Below are 18,321 nucleotides of genomic sequence, written 5' to 3'. Positions count from 1 at the left end.
GTTTCAATGCTCAATTTTTGACAGACGACGCCGACGGCATCGGCGCGGCGGGCGCACCGGCGCGTGGCGGATAGACGCGAGTCGGCATGAACGGAATCAGCGCAATCAGCACGAGCGCAATCACCGCCATCAGACGAAACACGTCCGCCGATGCCAGCACCAGCGCCTGCTCGCGAATCCGCTGATCGAGCAACCCGAGCACGGCGTGCGGGTCGAGATTCAGACGTGTGGCGAGATCGTGTTGCGCGAGGGCGAATGCTTGCGGCCGGTTGCCGAGCTGATCGATCAGCAGATTCGAATGGAAACGCTCACGCATCGCCATCAAACCTTCGGTGACGCCTGCGCCGACCACGGCGGCGAAGCCTTTGACCGTGTTGAACCACGCCGACGCGAACGGCCCTTCCATCGGCGTCATGCCGTTGGTCGCCAGCAGCAGCAACGGAATCACCGCCATCGGCTGCGCGACGATCTGCATGATCTGAAGCACGTAGAAGTTGTCGCGAATCCAGTCGGACGTCATATAGCTGCCCGCAACGCACGACAGCGCGATCAGCCCCAGCCCGGTCGCCAGCACCCAACGGCAATCGACGCGGCGCAGATTGCACAGCGCGGCCACCGCCGGCAACGCGAGCAACTGCGGCAGCGCGACGAACAGCGCGAGCGGCGCCGTCTGCAACGGCCGGTAGCCGCGCACTTCCGCCAGATAACCGGCGGGCACGCCCGGCACCGCGACCAGGATCAGCAGCACGCCGCCCAGCGTGATCAGCGCGTGCGACAGATTGCGTCGCGCGAGCAATTGCATCTTGAAGAACGGCAACGGATGGAACCATTCGTTGACGAGAAACAGCGCCATCGTCGCGACGCCGCCCGCGAACAGCGCGACGATCCACGGCGCGTCGGTCCAACCGGCCCGCGTGCCCTGCTGTAACGCGACGACCAGCATCGCCATGGCGGGAAAGCCGAGCAGCACGCCGCGCCAGTCGAACTGGCGAAACCGTTCGAGACGCAGCGGATCTTGCGGCAATCCCCACGCGACCATCCCGATCGAGACCAGGGCGAGCGGCACGATCTGCCAGAACAGGAAATGCCAGCCGACGTACTCGGTCCACATCGCCGCCAGCGGCGTGCCGAGGTTCGGTGCGAAGGTCGCTGTCAACGCATAAGCGGCGAGGCCGTACAGCTTGATCTGAGGCGGCAGGAACCGCAGCGCGACGGTCATCAGCATCGGCGGCAGGCAGCCGCCCGCGAGACCTTGCAACGCGCGCAGCGTCAGCAGCGCGCCGAAGCTCGGGGCGAACGGGAACACGATGCCGAGCAGCGCGAACGCAACCACCGCGCCGATCGTGAAGCGTCGCAACGAGAAGGTTGCGGAGCACCAGGGCGCAAACATCATCGCCGACACCTGCGTCACCTGATACACCGTGCCGAGCCACGACGCGCCGTCGCGGCTGATACCCATCGCGCCGCGAATATCGGGCATCGCGACATCGGTTACGTGGTCGTTGAGTTGGGCGATTACGACGGCGATCAGCACGCCCAGCAGCCCGACGATCACACGCCCGTTGAACGCGGGCGCGGCCGGCTGGGTCCGAGCCTGGGCGGGTGCGGATCGCGCGTGACCGGTCGCGCCGGACGCGGACGCGGCCGCCGCACCGACGACGGCGCTCACGCCGACCGCCGCTCGCGACGCCGCGCACAGTGCGTTGAAGCGGCCCGACAGGCCGTATCGAAAAAAGACATGAAACCGGCTCCCCGGGTTGGAATGGAGCCAGTCTACGAATCACCGATCGATTCGAAAATTGCAATGTTTGCAACCGAGCAGTGCGTCAGACGCACTCTTGGTGACGCGCGTTACGCCGGATCGGACGCCGATCCGCCGCACACATCGCGGATCACGCGGCGCAGCCATTGATGCGCGGGATCGCTCTGGAAACGCGGATGCCACGCCTGGATCACGACGATCGTTTCGAGCGGAATCGGGATCTCGAACGAGCGCACGCGCATGCCCAGTTTCTTCGCGGTCGCGGCGACATGTTCGGGCAAACCGACGATCAGATCCGAGCGGCCCAACGCGAACACGCCCGAATGAAACGACGGCACCACCATCGACACCGTGCGGCGCAAGCCGAGCGCGTCGAGTGCGGTATCGATCGGGCCAGTGTTCCGGCCGCGCCGCGATACGCTGATATGGTCGTAAGACGCGAAACGCTCGGGTGTGATTTCGTCGTCGAAGATCGGATGATCGTCGCGCGCGAGGCCGACGAAGGTGGTCGTGAACAGCCGCTGCACGTGCACGTCCGGGCCCATCGGACGCAGCGCGCTGATAAAGAGGTCGGTTTTGCCGTCCAGCACGACGTGCGCTTCGATGTCGCTTTCGGGCTGAAACCGCAGCACCGAACGCGGCGCGTCGCGGCGCACGCGATCCAGCAACTCGCCGCCGAAGGAACCCGTGAAGGTGTCGTTCGCGTGCAGGTTGAAGTGACGTTCGAGCGTCGCCAGATCGACTTCGCGCTCGGGTTGCAGCAGCCGCACGGCGCTTTCGACGGAATCGCGCACCTGATCGCGCAGCGCGAGCGCACGCGGCGTCGGCACCATCCGCCGGCCGATCTTCACGAGAATCGGATCGCCGATCACGTCGCGAATCCGCGCGAGCGTACGGCTCATCGCGGGCGCGCTCAGATTCATCCGATGCGCCGCGCCGACCACGGAGCCTTCTTCGAGCAAGGCGTCGAGCGCGACGAGGAGATTGAGGTCAGGTGGCTGCATGGCACGCAATGATCAGAATGAATCGATACAGTTTGCAGCAAGACTGAAAACCGTGCGCGCCAGCCGGGCTTAGGGCACGGCGAACGCGGCGCTCGACTCAAGGGTGCGTGGCGTCACGTGCGGCCAGATTACCCGCCGCGCCGGTAGTGAATGCGCGCGGGCACCCGCATCGATTCGGGCGCGTCGCTGTCGCCGTCGAGCATCGCCATCACGCTGCGCAGACTCTGTTCGGCCAGTTGATGGCTATCCTGCACGATCGCGTCGATCGTCAGCGGCAGACAGTCGAGCAATTGATGATCGTCGAAGGTCATCAGCCGCTCGGGCGCTTGCGTCAGCTTGTGGGTCTGGCTGATAAACGACAGCACGCCTTCCAGCAGCGTGATCGATCCCGCGAACAGCGCCTGCGGATAGCGGCCGTGCGCATCGAACCAGGCTTGCATCAACGCATGTCCGGAATCGCGCTGATAATCGCGCTCGAATACCCAGTCTTCGTGTTCTTTCAAACCGTGCGCGGCCAGCGCCTGCCGGTAGCCCGCAAGCCGGTCGCGACTGGCCGACAATTCGCGTTGACCGCCGAAGTACACCACTTCGCGAATGCCCTGCCGCAACGCATCGCCGACCAGCGTGGCGACAGTTTCCGTGGCGTCGGTCACGACGTAGGGAATCGCGCTGCCGTCGACACGGCGATCCGCGAACACGACCGGCAAACGCTTGATCCACTTGTCGTAGCGCTTCGCGTCCGCGGTGCACGGCACGACGATCATCCCGTCCACCTGATGCGCGACCAGATGCGCGATGCCTTCGGTTTCGCGGGACGGATCTTCGTCGCTGGTGACGGTCACCAGTTGATAGCCATACTGCGCGCGACACAACGATTCCATCGCCTGCGCGAGCGCCGCGTGCGCGGAGTTGGTCAGATCGGGAATCACGAGGCCGATCGTGTTGCTGCGTCGCGAGCGCAACGCGCGCGCCGATTGCGACGGCGTGAAGTGGTTGTCGCGCGCGACCTGCAACACGCGCTCGACCGTCGCGGCGGAAATGCGGTAGCGCTCCGCGTAACCGTTGAGCACCATGCTGGCCGTCGTGCGCGACACGTTCGCCAGCCGGGCGATGTCGTCGATAGTCAGGCGCTCGAACTGGGACACGCTATATTCCTGGAGTCAAAAATGTGAACGCCCCCGAGGGCGGGGGCGTTTTCACCGGCCCTGAAAGCCGGATGGTACTACGCGTTCGAGACGCTGCGAAGTCGGTCGATACCGGACGCGCGTCCGGCTCGCGACGATCCGCGTTACTGCTTGAACAGGTTCAGCGGCACCGGGATCGACTTGTCGACGGTCTGGCCGTCGGCGAGTTTCTTCGCGGTCTGAACGCCGTACTGGCCGATCAGTTCCGGTTGCTGCTGCACCGTCGCCGACATCGTGCCCGCCTTGACCGCCGCCATCGCGTCTTCGGTCGCGTCGAAACCGACCACCACGACGTCTTTCAGACCCGCCGCCTGCAGCGCCTTGACCGCGCCGAGCGCCATCTCGTCGTTCTGCGCGAACACGCCCTGAATGTCCTTGTTGCTCTGGATGATGTTTTCCATCACCGACAGACCCTTCGCGCGGTCGAAGTCGGCCGGCTGCTTCGTGACGATCTTCACGCCGCCCTTTGCCTGCGCTTCGTCGTCGAAACCCGCGCCGCGTTCACGCGCCGCCGACGAACCCGGAATGCCTTGCAGTTCGACGATATTGCCCTTGCCGCCGAGCTTTTCGACGATGAAATCCGCCGCCATCTTGCCGCCTGCCGCGTTATCCGACGCGATATGCGAGCTGACTTCCGCGCCGTTCACGCTGCGGTCAAGCGAGATCACCTTGATGCCCTTGCTGGTCGCTTCCTTCACCACGTTCGCGACCGCCGACGAATCCGTCGGGTTGATCAGGATCACGTTGACCTTTTTCTGGATCAGGTCTTCGACGCTCGCCTGCTGCTTCGCCGGATCGTTCTGCGCATCCACGGTGATCAGCGTCACGCCTTCCTTCTTCGCCTCGTCTTCCGCGCCCTTGCGAAGCGACACGAAGAACGGATTGTTCAGCGTCGAGATCGACAGACCGATCTTTACCGCGCCGCCCGCAGCAGCGTCCGATGCCGGTGCCGACGAAGCGGCCGTATCCGGACCCTGCTTCGAGCAACCGACCAGACCGGCGATCAGCAATGCGCCGATCAACGGCGTCACGATCTTTTTCATCCTTATCTCCTCAAACCTGCAAGTAGTAAAAAAACCTGGAATATCGTTATTTTTTATTGCCGCGGTCGATCAGCACGGCCAGCAGGATCACGCCGCCCTTGATGACCTGCTGATAGAACGACGACACGTCGAGCAGATTCAGGCCGTTGTTCAGCACGCCGATCAGCAGTGCGCCCATCAACGTGCCGAAGATCCAGCCACGGCCGCCCGTCAGACTGGTGCCGCCGAGCACGACCGCCGCGATCGCGTCGAGTTCGTAGCCGGTGCCCGCCGTGGGTTGCGCGGAGTTCAGGCGCGAGGTCAGCACCACGCCCGCGATCGCGGCCATCACGCCGGAGATCGTGTACACCCACAACTGGATGCGATCCACTTTCACGCCCGACAGCTTCGACGATTCCGCGTTGCCGCCCGTCGCGTACACGTGACGGCCGAACACCGTCTTCTTCAGCACAAACCAGAACACCGCGAACATGATCAGCATCAGCACGACGGGAATCGGCACGAGCCGGGCCACGTAACCGCCGCCGAGCATCGAGAAAAAGTCGCTGTTGAAATCGCTGATCGGGCTGCCGTTCGACACCACCAGCGCGAGTCCGCGCAGCACCGTCATCGAGCCGAGCGTCGCGATAAACGGCGCGACCTTGCCTTTGCTGATCACGATGCCGTTGACGAGACCCATCAGCGCGCCGGAAGCGAGACCCGCGAGCGTCGCGAGCACGGCGGGCGTGCCGTTGTGCATCAAGCTCGCGATGATCACCGACGACAGCGCGAGCACCGATCCCGCCGACAGATCGATCCCGCCGAGCAGAATCACCAGCGTCATGCCGAACGCGATCAGTGCATTGATCGACGCCTGGCGCATTACGTTGAGCAGGTTGTCGAGCGTCAGGAAGTCGGGGCTGACGATCGCCAGCCCGACCGACACGATCAGCAACGCGATGAACGGCCCGAGCTTTTGCAGCGTGGCCCTGGTAGTCGGAGTCATGGTTAATTGCGCCATCTCGGTTCTCGGTGCGCGGCGGCATCGGCCGCCTTCGGATTGATTGAATCAGGCTGCCGCTGCGTCGCCGGCCGCTGTCACGTCGCCGCCCGTCGCGGCGGTCATGATCAGTTCCTGGGTCGCGCCGTCGGCGGGGAAAATGCCGTTCTGACGGCCTTGATGCATCACCAGCACGCGGTCGCTCATCGCCAGCACTTCGGGCAGTTCGGACGACACCATCACGATCGCGACGCCTTGCGACGCCAGTTGATTGACGATGGTGTAGATCTCCGCCTTGCCGCCCACATCGACGCCGCGCGTCGGTTCATCGAGCAGCAGCACTTTCGGCGGCGACGCGAGCCACTTCGCGAACACCACTTTCTGCTGGTTGCCGCCCGACAGCGACTTCACGTCGAGTTCGGCATCGCGGGTGCGGATGCGCAACTGCTTGATAAGCTGATCGACGGCGTCGCGTTCGGCGGCCGTATCGACGACGCCCAGACGCGCGTAGTTGTCGAGGTGAACCAGCGTCGCGTTTTCGCGGACCGACATGCCGAGCACGAGGCCCTGATTCTTGCGGTCTTCAGTGACGAAACCGATGCCCGCGTCGATCGCGCTGGTCGCGTCACGCACGTCGAGCGGCTTGCCGTCGAGCGTGACCGTGCCCGCCGTCTTGCGGTTCACGCCGAACAGCGTGCGGAGAATTTCGCTGCGGCCCGCGCCCATCAATCCGGCGATGCCCAGCACTTCGCCCGCGCGCACGTCGAACGTGATGCCGGACACGTTGCCGTCGTCCGCGAGGTCCGACACGTGCAGACGGACCGCGCCCGGTGTCGTGCTGCGCTTCGGAAAACGCTCGCCGAGTTCGCGTCCCACCATCAGGCGGACGATATCGTCGAAACTGGTCTCGCGCGTCACGCGTTCGCCGACGAACTGGCCGTCGCGCAACACGCTGACCTTGTCGCAAATGCGGAAGATTTCTTCCATCCGGTGCGACACGTACACCAGCGCGACGCCGCGCGATTTCAGCGCGAGCATGATCTCGAAGAGGGTGTCGATTTCATGATGCGTCAGCGCGGCGGTCGGTTCGTCCATCACCAGCACGCGCGCGTCGAGCGACAGCGCCTTGGCGATTTCCACCAGTTGCTGCTGACCGATCGACAGACGACCGGCTTCCATGTCCGGATCGATCCGTTGCGCGCCGACCGTATCGAGCCACTTGCGCGACTGCGCGCGCATCGCCTTGCGATCGACCACGCCGAAGCGGCTCGGCTCGCGCCCGAGGAACATGTTTTCCATCACCGACAACTGCGGGATCAGGTTCAGTTCCTGGTGAATGATCGCGATGCCCGCGCGTTCCGCATCGACGGTATCGCGAATCTGCACCGGCTTGCCGTCCACCAGAATCTCGCCGCGATCCGGCAGATAGACGCCGCTGAGGATCTTCATCAGCGTCGATTTTCCTGCGCCGTTTTCACCCATCAGCGCGTGGATTTCGCCGCCGCCGATGTTGAAATGCACGCTGTCGAGCACGCGAACCGGGCCGAATGCCTTGTCGATGCCGCGCATTGTCACTTGCATGACAGACCTCTTAGAAGATCACGCCGGAATGGAGAATCACGTTAGCGTACGGACTGCATTCGCCGGTGCGAATCACGACTTTCGCGTGCTGGCACAGACGCTTGAATTCATCGTGCGGGACATCGTCCGTGACCAAGCCGTCCACCGCGAACTGCGCAATGCGCTCGGCGACCGTGGCGTTTTGCGTCAGCGCTTCGGTGGCGAACACCACGCGTTCGGCCTTGAAGTCGGCCAGCACGCTGTCGAGCACGTCGAAGAAACCCGGCACGCCGAGCTTCAGCGACACATCGATGCATTCGACTCCGTCAGGAATCGGCAAGCCGCAATCGGCGATCACGAGGCAGTCGGTGTGGCCCATGGCGGCCATCACACGCGCGATATCGCGATTCAGATGTCCGAGCTTTTTCACGATGCTTTCTCCAGAAACCGTTCGAGTTCGGCCAGCGTCGGCATGCCGCCCTGCGCGCCCGCGCGCGTGACGGACAACGCGCCCGCCGCATTCGCGCGACGCATCGCTTCGGCGGCGCCGAGATGCCAGAACGCGGCCAATGCGCCGTTGAAGGTGTCGCCCGCGCCGGTCGTATCGACGGCATTCACGGCGAAACCCGGCTGATGCGTCAGTTCGCCCGCGGCGTCGGTGTAGTACGCGCCTTCCTTGCCGTGCGTCATCGCGATCCGGCCGGGCATCGTGGCGAGCGTGGCTTGCCAGTCGGCGTGGCCGGTCTGGAGCGCGGTGGCGAGCTCGTGCTCGTTGGGCGTCAGCAGCGTGGTCAGCGCGATCAGTTCGTCGGACAGCGCGACGGCCGGCGCGGGATTCAGAAAGAACGGCTTGCCGAGCGACTTCGCGACCCGGGCCGCGTGCAGCACGGTGGCGAGCGGCACTTCGAGTTGGGCCAGCACGATGTCGGCGTCGCGGATTGCATCGCGCGCGCGGTCCACGTCGTCCGCCGACAGCTCGTGATTCGCGCCGGGCACGATGACGATCGCGTTATCGCCGCCCGACAGCGTGATCGATGCGATGCCGGTCGGACCGCGTCCCGTGGACACGAACTGCGTATCGACGCCTTCGCGCGCCAGCGTCGCCTTCAATTGCGCGCCGAACGCGTCGTCGCCGACGCAACCGATCATCGTGACGTCGGCGCCCAGTCGCGCGGCGGCGACCGCCTGGTTCGCGCCCTTGCCACCGGGATGGGTCGAAAAACCGTTGCCGAACAGGGTTTCACCCAGACGGGGAAACACGTCCGTTTCGACCACCATGTCCATGTTGATACTGCCCACCACTACGACGCGCGCCATACGGCTTCCTCTCGACGGCATGATCTCGTTATCGGCACGAGATCAATTTAAACGCTGCTAAAACGTAATCAGCTTGGGGACGGATTTATAGCAGAGCCGCGACGGCGGTGGAAGCCATCCTAGGGTATTACCTGATGAAGAGAGGGGTGCAACCGCGTGGGTTGTAAGGTGGCGGGAAGGAAAAGCGTGGGAGCGACGGCGAAACGGGGCTATTCCTCGTTATTCTGAGTCGCCTTGGTATTTATCGTTTTCCCCTTCGACTTTCGGGTCACGTATTACCAGCGGTTTCTCGTACAGCGACTCTCTATAGTCGCCGTGCTCGGGCATGGGCGCGACGCCTACCCGGATAAAACCGAGCGACTCATAATAGGCGCACAGCCTCGCGTTTCTCGCATCACACCCAAGCCGAATAAAACGTCTTTTCTGCGTGATTACCTGATTGGCGCACCAACTAATCATGAAACTGCCAAGCCCAAGGCCGTTAAAGCCTTTTCGTACGGAAAGGCCATGCACGTAGCCCCCGACCGGCTCTTGCGGCCCCCGGTACGCATCATCGCTCCAATCCAGAGAGAACGTGCCGACCGGTAAGCCGTCCTGCTCGACAACATAGACAGCTCTTCGTGACAGACTGTTTAGCACCCATCGTTCCGAAAATCCTTCCCCTTCCCTGCCCCACGCATAGTCACCGTAGGTGACCTTCTTTGCGTGCGCGTCGTTCCGGATTTGTGTAATTACCGCTACATCTTCTGCGGTTGCCCGGCGGATGTTTCTGGAGATCATCACTTATCTCTGCGTTGAGTGGATCGGCGAGGGAACAATGCAGATTAGCAATGTGCGCTTACGGTACGCCCACATGATTCGATCGAGCGACTGCCCCGTTCAGGCGACTGCCCAATGGCATCGAAAAGCCGCGCGTCGATCCGTCCGGATAGCAGCTCGCCTGAAGCACCGTATGTCGGCAGCGTTCCAACACAAGCAACGAATGCGGATGGTGCACTCCCGTCAGGTAACGGGTCCAGGCACCCGACGCAGGTCACGAGCCCGCACCCAGCAAGCCTTCGCGCGACTGGCATGGTGCGTGCAATTCGTTGGATGAGCCCGGCGTCGCCGAGCGCTCGTTACCTATCCATTGCCGGGAGAATCATCATGCACGTTGTACAAGTCCACGATCTGCCTCATGCCGACGCGCTCGACCGCAAGGCCCTGAAATCCATCCGCGGTGGTGAAGCCGTCCCGCTCAACTACAACGCCACCAACCCCAATCCGGTGGTGCCGCCATTTCCGGCAATGCCGACGGTGCCGAAGTTCAGCGACTACTTTCCGATCGTGCCGGTTCACTGCGGACCGACATCGTCGCCGCCGATCATCAAGCCGTATTCGAGTCCTGATCCACGCCTGGTGTGAGCCGTAAACGACAAACCGGCGACGCATGCGCCGCCGGTTTCTGTCGTCTGCCGCGAGCGGTCAGACGTTAGCCCGCGAGCAATCCACGCTTGCGCAACATCGGCGCGGCTTGCGGATCGCGTCCGCGAAATGCGCGGAATGCGGTGCGCTGATCGCGGCTGTCGCCGGCGCTATAGACGTAGCGTTGCAGCTTGTCGGCAAGCGCGGGATCGAACGCGTTACCCGCTTCTTCGAACGCATCGAACGCTTCGGCTTCGAGCACTTCCGCCCACATGTAGACGTAATATCCGGCCGCGTAATACGCGCTGCCGAAGATATGCCCGAAGTGCGGCAAGCGATGCCGCATGCCGACTTCGCGCGGTACGCCCAGGCGCTTGCACTCGTCGGCCTCGAACCGCGCGATGTCGATATTCGCCGCGTCTTTCTGCAGATGCAGCGCCATATCGATCAACGTCGACGACGTATACGCCACCGTCGAAAAGCCCTGATTGAAGGTTTGCGATGCGCGAATCCGCTCGATCAGCGCAGCCGGAATCGGCTCGCCCGTCGTCACGTGACGCGCATGCTTCGCCAGCACTTCCGGGACCGTCGCCCAGTTCTCCAGCAATTGCGACGGCAACTCCACGTAGTCCTGCGGCACGAACGTGCCGGATAGACGCGTGTAGTTCACGTTCGACAGCAAGCCGTGCAGACCGTGGCCGAATTCATGGAACAGCGTGCGCACGTCGTCGAAACTCAACAAGGTTGCGCCATTGCCGCCGCGCGCGAAGTTGTTGTTATTGACGACCACCGGAATCACGTCGCCGCCGTTGCGGGTCTGCTTGCGATACACGTGCATCCACGCGCCGCCCTGCTTGTTCGGTCGCGCGTAGTTGTCGCCGAGAAAAACGCCGGCCAGCCGGTCGCCGCGACGCACTTCCCAGACACGCACGTCGGGGTGATAAAGCGGCACGCCGGTCTGCTCGACGAAGCGCACGCCGAACAGACGCTCGGCACAATCGAACATCGCGCCCAGCATCGCGTCGAGGCTGAAGTACGGTTTGACTTCGGCATCGTCGAGCGCGTAGCGGGCCGCGCGCACTTTCTCGGACAGGTAATACCAGTCCCACGGTTCGATATCGCCCGGTTCGCCGATCTCGACGGCTTGCGCGGCGAGTGCCTGGCGTTCGCGTTCGGCGCTGGCCTTCGCCGGTTCCCACACCTGACTCAGCAAGTCGTACACCGCCGACGGCGTCGCGGCCATCCGGTCGGCAAGCGCGTAATCCGCGAAACTGTCATAGCCGAGCAACTGCGCCTGCTCCTGACGCAACGCGAGAATCTGCGCGGCCAGCGGACGGTTATCACGTGCGGCCGATTCACCGCGCCCCGTCCACGCGCGCCACGCACGTTCGCGCAGATCGCGACGCGTGGACCACGTCAGAAACGGCTCGACCAGCGAACGCGACAACGTGATCACATAGCCATCGACGCCCCGCTCCTGCGCGGCGCTACGCGTGGCACTCCGCAGAAAATCCGGCAAACCGGCGAGGTCGGCTTCGCCCGTCAGCGGTAACTGGTAGCTCGATTCGTCGGCGAGAATGTTTTGCGCGAACTGGGTATGAAGATTCGCGAGACGCTCGGCGATCGCGGCGAAACGATCGCGCGCGTCGCCTTGCAGCGTTGCGCCGGTCCGGACGAAATCGGTGTGAAGACGATCTAGCAGACGACCCTGCTCCTCGGTCAAACCAAGTGTGTCCTTCTGCCCGTACACCGCATTCAGACGCGCGAAGAAACCGGCATGCATCGACACCTTGCTGTCGTGCGCGGCGAGCAACGGCGCCATCTCGCGCTCGACCGCCTGCAACGCGGGCGGCGACGCCGACGCGCAGAGATTCTCGAAGGTCAGACGCACGCGATCCAGCAGTGCGCCGCTCGCATCGAACCCAGCGACCGTGTTGCCGAAATCCGGCGCGGCGGCATTCGCGGCAAGCGCGTCGATCTCCGCGAGATGGGCGTCGAATGCGACTGCGAAAGCCGGCGCGAAGTGCGCGGGCTCGATCTGCGCGAACGGCGGCAACTGGTACGGGGTCTGCCAGTCTTGCAACAGCGGATTGGTCGATCCGGTGGTATCGGTCATGTCGATCCGCCTCGTGGGCGGTCAGCGTGGAGGATCGAACATGATACGGCAGACCAGAATAGCCCGGTGCCGTCGAAACAACGCGGTGCCTGTGACTTGATCCACTTGCGCGATCGACCGTATGAAAACCAGTCGTTTCTATAGCAATCAATATTTTTTATCTCCACACTGGAGCCTGCGCGGCGAGCGGCTCGCGCATCTTCGAGTGGATCGACCATGAAACTTCATCAGCTTCGCTCACTGATCGCCGTCGCTGAAAACGGCAGCATTCACGAGGCGTCACGTGCATTGCATATCACGCAGCCGGCCGTCAGCAAGTCGCTGTCCGATCTCGAAACCGAACTCGGCGCGCCCTTGTTCGTGCGCTCGGCGAAAGGCGCGCAACTGACGCCGTACGGTCAAAGCCTGATCCGGCATGCACGCGCAATCGAGCAGGAATTGCGGCATGCGCACGAAGATATCGCGACCTTGCTCGGAGTGGCGCGCGGCACGGTCACCGTCGGCGTGACGCCGGTGTCGTCCACCGGGCCGTTCGCCGCTGCATTGCGCGCATTTTCCGGCGACTACCCGCAAGTCAACGTCAACGTATTCGAGTTGCGGCCCGCGCAGATTCAGGAAGGTCTCGCGGATGGATCGCTGGATTTCGGCCTCGTTTCGCGAATCGGACAACCCAGCGACACGCGCTTCTATTGGGAAACGCTTTATACGGTTCCGACCACGCTCGCCGTGCGCAAAGATCATCCGATGCGCGGCGCGCGCTCGCTCAGGACACTTACGGACGCGCGCTGGCTGAGCTGGGACGCGCTCGACGACACGACGAGCCTGATCGGTTCGATGTTCAGCGTGCAGGACATCGCGCCGCCAAAACACGTTTTACGCTGCACGTCCACGTCGCTGTATGCGGAAATGGCCACTACAACCGACGTCGTCAGCCTGTGGTCCGAGTTGCCGTTTCATATGCCGGAGTACCGCACGCGTCTGCGCAAGATCGCGCTGCACGAGCCCTTGCCCGATATGACGATCGGCCTGATCTGCCGCGATATCGACCTGATGACGACGATGGCGACGACGTTGATCGGACTGATCCGCGACGCCGGCACCGAATTCAGCGGCCTGTTTCAGCGTGCCGGCGCGCGCCCGAAAAAGCACGCGAAACCGGACGACGCGGAGCGAGCCGGTTAAGCCCAGATCGCACGCGCGGCGAACCTGCGGGCGCGCCGCGCGTGGACGGGTGAACGCGTCAGCTTATGCAAGCGCGATCGCGCGACCGGCGGCATGTGAGCTCGACCTCGTCGCCTGCATCTCGCCGTGCACGTAGAACTCCAGTTGATCGATCGCGAACTGTTGCTCCGCGATCAGGTTCTTCACCAGATCGCCGATCGACACCAACCCGACCAGTACGCCACGCTCGATCACCGGCAGATAACGGATGTGATGCGCCGCCATCAACGCCATGCATTCGTCGGACGTCTGCTGCGGATTCACATAGCGCACCGCGCGCGACATGATTTCGTCCACTTGCGTGCTGCGCGACGACCTGTCCTGCAAGATCACCTTGCGCGCATAGTCGCGCTCCGTGACGATCCCGCACACCTCCGCACCGCGCGTGACGACCAGCGCGCCGATACCGTTGCGCGACATCGAAGCAATGGCTTCGAACACGCTCGCGGCTGCGTCGATAGTATGAAACGCGCTGTCGGCTTTCGATTTCAAGAGTTGCGCTACGGTGGTCATCGTCGATCTCCAGTGTGAAGGTGTCGCTCGTTTCTTTCAAAACGCCTACGACATGACTCAATGTAGCGGACCTGCCCGTGATATAAAACTCGTATTTTCGATGCAATCGATTCGAAAAAACCGAATGATCGACGGCACCCGGGAGCGCGTGTGAACTTCAAGCATCTGTACTATTTCTGGGTCGCGGCTCGTGCCGGCAGCCTGGTGCGTGCGGGCACGCAATTGCACATCACGCCGCAAACGCTGAGCGGTCAGATCAAGCTGCTCGAAGACGCGCTCGACAAGAAGCTCTTCCGGAAAAGCGGCCGGAATCTCGAAGTGACCGACGCCGGTCGTCTCGCGCTCGACTATGCCGACGAGATCTTTTCGCTCGGTGCGGAACTGGAAAGCGCGGTTCGACGCGAGCAGGAAGTCGCGCAAACGCAATTGCGCGTCGGCATTGCCGATTCGGTGCCGAAAACGGTTGCGTATCGACTGCTCGAACCGGCGCTGAATCAGTCCGACTCGCTGCGCCTGATCTGTCAGGAAGGCAAACTGCATTCGTTGCTTTCGCAACTGGCGGTGCATCGGCTCGACCTGATCATCGCCGATGCGCCGATTCCGTCCGACGTGAACGTGAAGGCGTTCAACCATTCGCTCGGCCGCTCGACGCTCAGTTGTTTTGCGCCGAAAGCACTTGCTGCAAGGGCTAAAAGCAATTTCCCGGCATCGCTCGACGAAATGCCCACGCTCTTGCCCGGCACTGAATCCGCTGTGCGCAGGAAGCTCGATCACTGGTTGAAGTCGCGCAGCATCGGGCCGCGTATCGTCGGTGAATTCGACGACAGCGCGTTGACGCTCGCGTTCGGTCGCGAGGGACGCGGCGTGCTGTTCGCGCCCGGCGTGCTGGCCGCACAACTGAAACGCGAACATGCGCTGATCGAAGTCGGCCAGATCGACACGATCGTCGAAGAGTTTTTCGCCATTTCGATCGAGCGCCGCATCAGCCATCCGGCGATTGCGTCGATCATGAGCGCCGCGCGCAGCGAACTGTTCGGCGGTTGAGGTGCTGCGGAAGTGCCGGTTGCCGGCAGCGGTTTTGTTATACGACGTCTTATCTTTAACTCGGCGAACCAGTCGTTTCGTCAGACGCTAAAAGTCCGCAATATCGGCGTCAACCGCGACAATACGTCGCAATATGTTATATGATGACTAACGACAAAAACTGCCATTCAGCCGCGCTGGATGCACCGACGACAACGATAAGACACCGCCAATGAACCACTCAATCCGGCTCCGCCACGCGCTGGCGGCAGGCGCCGTCGCACTCGGCACACTCGCCTCGACCGCTCACGCAAAGACTTTCGTCTACGTCTCCAATGCCGATAGCGAAGACATCTCCGCATTCCAGCTCGACGACGGCAACGGCACGCTGACGCCGATCCAGACCTTGCACGTCGGCGGCACGGCTATGCCAATGGCGCTGTCGCCGGATCACCATCATCTGTATGCGGGATTGCGTTCGAAGCCGTACCGCGTGCTGAGCCTTGCGATCAATCCGCTCGACGGTCAGTTGATTCCGCTCGGTTCCGCACCGCTGCCGGAAAGCATGGCGTATCTGTCGGTCGATAACACCGGCCGCTATCTGTTCGGCGCGTCGTATGGCGGCAACATGCTGTCCGCGAGCCACATAGACGCAACGGGCATTGCCCGCGACGCGTACCAGACGTTTCCGACCGGCCCGATGGCCCACGCGATCCGCAGCGCGCCCGATAACCGCTACGTGTTCGCATCGGTGCTCGGTTCCGACGTGTGGTTGCGCTTCAAGTTCGACGCATCGACCGGCGAGTTGACTCAGGACGCCGCACCGGGTTATCGCTTGCCGGCCAATTCCGGTCCGCGTCACTTCGTGTTTTCTGCCGACGGCAAGCGCGTTTACCTGATCGATGAACTCGACGGCAAGCTGCACGTTCTCGCATTCGATCAATCGACCGACACCGTCAAGCCCATCCAGACCGTCTCGATCGTGCCGCCCGACTTCGGTACGCGCAAACCGTGGGGCGCGGATCTTCATCTGACGCCGGACGGCCGCTTCCTCTATACGTCCGAGCGCACTTCGAGCACGCTGAACGGCTTTAGCGTCGAGGCACACTCTGGCAAGCTGACGCGCATCGGCACATGGGCCACGGAAACGCAGCCACGCGGTTTCGATATCGATCCGTCCGGGCATTATCTGTTCGCAGTCGGACAGTTGTCGAACCATCTGAGCGCTTACCGGATCGATCCGGCGAGCGGCGCACTCAAGGCGTCCGGTCAGTACGAAACCGGCAAGAATCCGAATTGGGTCACGACGGTCAAGTTCGATTAAACGACACACAAAACAAAGGGCCGGGGATGCATTCCCGGCCCTGTGTGCCACCCAACGATATCCAGCCTTGCACGATTGCATGCGCTGTCATGCGGTTGAGTCAACCCGTCACGTCAGTGCATGCGCGTGCTGGCTTCAGGTCTTCTTTTCTTTCTTGTCGGACTTCGCCGGCGGTGCACTCTTGCCGGGTGCCGCGCCATGCGCGCCAGGCGCATTGCCCGCCATTGCGTGATGATCGCCGTTCATGCCGCCGTGTTCCGCACCACCCGCATGACCGCCCGCATCATGCGCGGCAATTGCGTGTTCCGGCAAATGGCCACCATGTTCCGCCATCACCGAATGCAGTTGATCGCGTCGATGGAACACGTCCGAGCGATGATCGCCGTGGGCGTAGAACTGACGATGGCGTTGGCCGTTCGGCCCGACAACCCAGATAAACGTATCGCCGCCGATAAACACCACGTCACGATCTGCGATACCCGCGACGTATACGTCGGTCGGGACCGGCTGGTAAGCGGTCTCGACGATTACGGGCGGCGGCGGTGCCAGCACGGCCGCGACGACTGCCGTGACCTTGTTCGGATCGACAACGAGCAGGCCCTGATCGTTGGTCGCGCATCCTGCCAGACCTGCAATACTGCCTGCGCATGCGATCCACGTCGCAAGCGCGCTTAAAGTCATTTTCAAACTAAATCCCCGGTTCATTTCAATTTTTATTGGGCAGCCTGTCGAGTAACGGCAAGCCGTCCGTATTCTTGATGGTTGAACGCGAAACGGGATATTTCCTGGCGTTACGGAAATAGCAAAGTGGAGAAAGAGCGTAACGTTATGCGCGGTAGAGAAAGATCGAAAGCCGCACCGAAACGACACCCGATCATTGCGCGCACAACATAAAACCCAGACTCAAGCTTACTGATTCGAAAGCCAGTCGACGAGATCGCGCAACGCACTCTCACTGATCTGATGCTCCATGCCGGGATAGACGTGAAGCGCCGGCTTGATCCCAAAGCGGGTCAACCACAGCGACGCACTTTGCGCATACGCGACGGGAATCCGGCTATCGGCATCGCCGTGGGAAATAAATACGTGGAGATGCGACAGCGCGAAAGATGCCTTGATTTGCGGCACCAACGATTCGTAGATCGCGCCGCTCATCACGCCAATTCCTTTGACAAGGCCTTGATTTGTCAGCGCCACTTCATAACTCATAATCGCGCCCTGGCTAAAGCCGACCAGATAAACCTCGCGCGAATCGAAGCCATAACGACTCACCAGCTGATCGACGAGCTTTGCGATTTTCACGCGCGACGCATCGAGTTGCGCCGGGTCGCCATCGAGCCGTCCATGGACCTGCGTGCTTCGATACCACTGATAACTGTCGTCGCCCAACGTGTACGGCGCGCGTGCGGATGCAATGGCAAAGCGCGCCGGAAAGGCTGCTTTCAATGCGTAAAGATCGCGCTCGTTACTACCCATGCCGTGAAGCAGCACGATCAGCGGTGCGCCCTTCGTACCGGATTGCGGCACATGCAGAAGGTAAGGAAGCGAAAGGTCGTCGTGCAATACATCGTCTGCGCCCGGCGGATTCTGATCGGCCAATGCCGATACCGCGACCATCCACAACAACGAAACAAGCGCGAGCTTTTGCAAAATTCTCATAGCGTGTCCAGCAACTCCAGATCCGGTTAGCGTTAGTCGTTCTCACGCGAACGTATCACGACTTCGCGTACCGCGCATCGGCTGCGGACATAAAACGGGATCGAGGCGAGCGTTAAAAAGACGTCCTTTATTCCATGTGAAATATTTGGTCGAAGCGCGCTGTGGCACGACCCGCATTGTTATAATTCTCTCACCCCATGACTCTAATCTAA

General features: G+C 62.3%; 17 protein-coding genes. 4 read left to right on the top strand and 13 right to left on the bottom strand.

Going from position 1 to position 18,321, the window contains the following annotated elements; genetic code table 11:
- Positions 1-10: 10 nt before the first annotated feature.
- The 9 genes from PW947_RS08265 to PW947_RS08225 form a co-directional block, all read right to left on the bottom strand.
- Positions 11-1,669 (bottom strand): MFS transporter, encoded by a 1,659-nt coding sequence (locus tag PW947_RS08265; RefSeq protein ID WP_299630768.1) that lies wholly within the window; start codon positions 1,667-1,669, stop codon positions 11-13.
- 182 nt (positions 1,670-1,851) lie between these two features.
- Positions 1,852-2,766: a LysR family transcriptional regulator gene (locus tag PW947_RS08260; RefSeq protein WP_299630767.1), complete on the bottom strand. Its 915-nt coding sequence runs from the start codon at positions 2,764-2,766 to the stop codon at positions 1,852-1,854.
- A 128-nt stretch (positions 2,767-2,894) separates the two neighbouring features.
- Positions 2,895-3,911 (bottom strand): substrate-binding domain-containing protein, encoded by a 1,017-nt coding sequence (locus PW947_RS08255; RefSeq protein ID WP_299630765.1) that lies wholly within the window; start codon positions 3,909-3,911, stop codon positions 2,895-2,897.
- Positions 3,912-4,054: 143 nt separating this feature from the next.
- Positions 4,055-4,993 carry a ribose ABC transporter substrate-binding protein RbsB gene (rbsB, locus tag PW947_RS08250; RefSeq protein ID WP_299630764.1) on the bottom strand — a complete coding sequence of 313 codons (939 nt, stop codon included), beginning with the start codon at positions 4,991-4,993 and terminating at the stop codon, positions 4,055-4,057.
- 46 nt (positions 4,994-5,039) lie between these two features.
- Entirely contained in the window at positions 5,040-5,978 is a 939-nt protein-coding gene (gene rbsC / locus PW947_RS08245; protein WP_299630762.1) for a ribose ABC transporter permease, read from the bottom strand.
- A 63-nt stretch (positions 5,979-6,041) separates the two neighbouring features.
- A complete protein-coding gene (locus tag PW947_RS08240) occupies positions 6,042-7,553 on the bottom strand; it encodes a sugar ABC transporter ATP-binding protein (protein ID WP_299630760.1) in 1,512 nt (503 codons plus the stop codon).
- Between the two features lie 10 nt (positions 7,554-7,563).
- Positions 7,564-7,962, bottom strand: coding sequence for a D-ribose pyranase (gene rbsD, locus PW947_RS08235; protein ID WP_299630758.1), 399 nt, complete (start codon positions 7,960-7,962; stop codon positions 7,564-7,566).
- On the bottom strand, positions 7,959-8,849 hold the full coding sequence (rbsK, locus tag PW947_RS08230) for a ribokinase (protein ID WP_299630756.1): 891 nt from the start codon (positions 8,847-8,849) through the stop codon (positions 7,959-7,961). Before rbsK ends, rbsD begins: the two co-directional genes overlap by 4 nt.
- A gap of 219 nt (positions 8,850-9,068) precedes the next feature.
- On the bottom strand, positions 9,069-9,629 hold the full coding sequence (locus PW947_RS08225; RefSeq protein WP_299630755.1) for a GNAT family N-acetyltransferase: 561 nt from the start codon (positions 9,627-9,629) through the stop codon (positions 9,069-9,071).
- A gap of 366 nt (positions 9,630-9,995) precedes the next feature.
- Between PW947_RS08225 and PW947_RS08220 the strand changes: the two genes are divergently transcribed.
- On the top strand, positions 9,996-10,253 hold the full coding sequence (locus PW947_RS08220; RefSeq protein WP_299630753.1) for a hypothetical protein: 258 nt from the start codon (positions 9,996-9,998) through the stop codon (positions 10,251-10,253).
- Between the two features lie 67 nt (positions 10,254-10,320).
- Here PW947_RS08220 and PW947_RS08215 read toward each other — a convergent pair whose 3' ends face one another.
- Entirely contained in the window at positions 10,321-12,369 is a 2,049-nt protein-coding gene (locus PW947_RS08215; protein WP_299630752.1) for a M3 family metallopeptidase, read from the bottom strand.
- A gap of 216 nt (positions 12,370-12,585) precedes the next feature.
- Between PW947_RS08215 and PW947_RS08210 the strand changes: the two genes are divergently transcribed.
- A complete protein-coding gene (locus tag PW947_RS08210; RefSeq protein ID WP_299630750.1) occupies positions 12,586-13,551 on the top strand; it encodes a LysR substrate-binding domain-containing protein in 966 nt (321 codons plus the stop codon).
- Between the two features lie 63 nt (positions 13,552-13,614).
- On the opposite strand, the gene PW947_RS08205 is transcribed toward PW947_RS08210, so the two are convergent.
- Positions 13,615-14,103: a CBS domain-containing protein gene (locus PW947_RS08205; protein ID WP_299630749.1), complete on the bottom strand. Its 489-nt coding sequence runs from the start codon at positions 14,101-14,103 to the stop codon at positions 13,615-13,617.
- A 150-nt stretch (positions 14,104-14,253) separates the two neighbouring features.
- Between PW947_RS08205 and nhaR the strand changes: the two genes are divergently transcribed.
- Positions 14,254-15,147 carry a transcriptional activator NhaR gene (gene nhaR, locus PW947_RS08200; protein ID WP_299630747.1) on the top strand — a complete coding sequence of 298 codons (894 nt, stop codon included), beginning with the start codon at positions 14,254-14,256 and terminating at the stop codon, positions 15,145-15,147.
- Positions 15,148-15,358: 211 nt separating this feature from the next.
- A complete protein-coding gene (locus PW947_RS08195) occupies positions 15,359-16,450 on the top strand; it encodes a beta-propeller fold lactonase family protein (RefSeq protein WP_299630744.1) in 1,092 nt (363 codons plus the stop codon).
- Positions 16,451-16,585: 135 nt separating this feature from the next.
- Here PW947_RS08195 and PW947_RS08190 read toward each other — a convergent pair whose 3' ends face one another.
- Both PW947_RS08190 and PW947_RS08185 read right to left on the bottom strand, forming a co-directional pair.
- On the bottom strand, positions 16,586-17,131 hold the full coding sequence (locus PW947_RS08190) for a hypothetical protein (protein WP_299630920.1): 546 nt from the start codon (positions 17,129-17,131) through the stop codon (positions 16,586-16,588).
- Between the two features lie 228 nt (positions 17,132-17,359).
- Positions 17,360-18,109: an alpha/beta fold hydrolase gene (locus tag PW947_RS08185; protein ID WP_299630740.1), complete on the bottom strand. Its 750-nt coding sequence runs from the start codon at positions 18,107-18,109 to the stop codon at positions 17,360-17,362.
- Between the last annotated feature and the right edge of the window lie 212 nt (positions 18,110-18,321).

This window comes from Paraburkholderia sp. (assembly GCF_028283785.1).
Lineage (GTDB): Bacteria > Pseudomonadota > Gammaproteobacteria > Burkholderiales > Burkholderiaceae > Paraburkholderia.
This window is presented reverse-complemented; position numbering and strand designations above follow the sequence as displayed.